At 40.4% G+C, this 3033-nt stretch carries 2 protein-coding genes; one reads left to right on the plus strand and one right to left on the minus strand.

The features are described 5' to 3' along the window. The first annotated feature begins 38 nt into the window (after positions 1–38). Entirely contained in the window at positions 39–1307 is a 1269-nt protein-coding gene (locus tag AB685_RS29525; protein ID WP_047974181.1) for a replication-associated recombination protein A, read from the plus strand. A gap of 30 nt (positions 1308–1337) precedes the next feature. Here AB685_RS29525 and AB685_RS29530 read toward each other — a convergent pair. After that, the coding region (locus AB685_RS29530; RefSeq protein ID WP_047974182.1) for an ATP-binding protein at positions 1338–3033 on the minus strand (1696 nt) is incomplete at its 5' end.

The following is a 3033-nucleotide window of genomic DNA, read 5'->3' on the forward strand; positions in this document are numbered from 1 at the left end:
CACTAGAAAGAAATGTAGCGTGCAATGGAGATGATTAGATGAAAAAAGAACCTCTTGCATATCGAATGCGCCCTAAAAAAATGGAAGATATAATCGGTCAAACGCATCTCGTTGGGGAAGGAATGCTCCTTCGTCGAATGGTAGACGTTGGTCAACTTTCATCCATGATCTTATACGGGCCGCCTGGTATCGGCAAGACATCAATTGCTACAGCCATTGCAGGGAGTACAGATACTCCTTTTAAATTGCTAAATGCAGTTGTTCATAATAAAAAAGATATGGAAGTAGCTGTTGCTGAAGCAAAAATGCACGGTCAGCTGATTGTGATCTTAGATGAGGTTCACAGGCTCGATAAAGCAAAACAAGATTTCCTTCTGCCTCATCTAGAAAAAGGCTTGATCATCTTAATTGGAGCCACTACCTCTAATCCTTATCATTCTATTAATCCAGCGATTCGTAGTCGCTGTCAAATATTTGAGCTCGAGCCTTTAACGCCTGAGGACATAAAAGTTGCCTTAACACGAGCAATAGACGATCAGGAAGTAGGGTTTGGCAAAGAAAAAATTGAGATCACAGATGAGGCACTCACTCACCTCGCTCATATGTGTGGGGGAGATGTACGCTCTGCCCTAAATGCATTAGAGTTAGCTGTTAAATCTACATTTGCAAACGAGGAGAGTGTTAAAAAAATCCCTCTCAAAACCGCTGAATCGTGTATCCAAAAGAAAAGTTTTCATCACGATAAAGATGGCGATGCCCATTATGATGTGTTATCAGCTTTCCAGAAATCGATTCGGGGAAGTGATGTGAATGCTGGACTTCATTATTTAGCAAGGTTGCTTGAAGCAGGAGACCTCACAAGTATCGCGAGACGGCTTCTTGTCATCTCCTATGAAGATATCGGCCTCGCTAATCCTCAAGCTGGTGCAAGAACGCTTGCGGCAATAGAGGCTGCCGAACGACTCGGGATGCCAGAGGCCAGGATTCCACTTGCCAATGCTGTCGTTGAGCTATGTCTTTCTCCCAAATCGAATTCTGCATATACGGCAATCGATGCCGCACTTGCTGATATTCGCCWAGGAGCCGTTGGTGATGTTCCTAAGCACTTGAAAGATGCCCACTACAAAGGGGCACATCAACTAGGTAGAGGCGTAGAATATCAATACCCACATAATTTTGAGCATGGCTGGGTAAAACAGCAATACTTACCCGACAAAATAAAAAAGGCCCGCTATTTCGAACCAAAACGAACGGGCAAGTTCGAACAAGCATTAGCTGATATTTACACAAAACTCGATCAACGTTAAAAGTCTGGCTGCATGATGCAGCCAGACTTTTTATTGATACATTTTTACTTCATGTAAGGGTAATTGAATCGTGAATGTTGTACCAACTCCCTCAATACTACTCACAGATATCTCTCCACCCAGTTCTTCAACAATACGGAAGGAGGTCATCAACCCTAAGCCTGTCCCTGTTTCTTTTGTTGTAAAGAAAGGTGTTCCAAGCATTTCAACTGTTTTCTCATCCATTCCGACACCCGTATCTTCAATGGAGATTTCAATCGTTTCTCTTTCACTATTCTCAGTAGCATTTAGAATTAACTTTCCACTTCCATCCATCGCTTCAAGTCCATTTTTGACAAGATTCATGACAACTTGATGAAGCTTACTCCGATCGAGATACACCGTTGGCATTGGTTCTAGATGCAACTTCATTGCGATCTCTTTCTCCGTTGCTTCTGGTTTATACAACGTAAAAATATCAGTTAAAAGCTCACCAATATTCGTTTCCGATTTGGTGGAGACCGATTTTGGATTAGCCATCTGCAGTAGTTCACCAATAATCGAATTCACTCGGTCAATCTCTTTAATGATCACATCGTAATGAACCTTATGCTCACCCTTTGTCGCATCAGATTGATGGAAAATTTGCATGAATCCACGAATGGTTGTCAGCGGGTTACGAATTTCATGAGCGAAACCTSCTGCTAGTTGACCAACTAATTGGAGCTTTTCTGAGCGTACAAGCTCTTGCTCCATTTTGCGTTTATCTGTAATATCTATGAAAATCAATAAAACATCTTCTAACTCTTCTTTGTTATTAAGCTTTGGCAAGGTTGAGACACTTGCAAAGAAGATTCGTTTTTGACCATTAAAATAAAACTCAAACTCATACTTCTTATTAAAATCTTTATTATGCAGCACATCAGCTAGCTTTGAGTTTTCAATAAATTGCTCGAATGCCTTATTCGTCTCAATTACTTGATCAAGTGTTGACCCAATGACTTGCTCTTTTTCAAGCGCAAACAACTGCTCACACTGTCTATTAAACGTCGTAACTCGCTGACTACTTTGTTGAAAAGCAAGCACACCATTGTCCGTTGTTTCTAATATAAGCGTAGACTTACGGTGACTTTTCTCTCTTTCCACTAAGCGCCTTGTCATCATATTAAATGTTCTAGTTAACGTATCAACCTCATGATAAGCATCAGGTGCAAGTGGATAGACTTTTTTCCCAAATGCAAAGTCACTCGTTGCAAAAACAAGTCGTTGCAGTGGCTTTACGATATAAGATGACAACTTTAATACAGCAAAGGAAGTAATAAGAAGCACGCAACCAAATAAGATCAAGTATTTAATAATGAGTTCATTTACTGGAGAACTAATACGATCCTGTGGAACAGAGACCCCAACATACCATTCGTTATCAAATCCTTGAGCTTTAGCGACTCTTGCAAAGGTTTGAATCATATCGTTGCTCTTACTATGAAATAAGTTTCGGTTTTGGACCAAGCCTAATAAGGCCWCACTTGTTAATTCATTTTGCTCCAAATAGTTATATGAAAGGATTAAGTTCTCATTTGGATGTGCAATGAGATTTCCTTGATCATTCWCTAAAAAAGCATACCCATCTAATCCATGACTTTTTTGTTGCTTACCAAAGTGAGCCAAACGTTCCCATAAAAAGTTCACATCAAAGATGGCGGAGACAACACCCAATGTCTCTCCTTCACTCCCTTTTACTTCATGT

The sequence above is a fragment of the Bacillus sp. LL01 genome, from assembly GCF_001037965.1.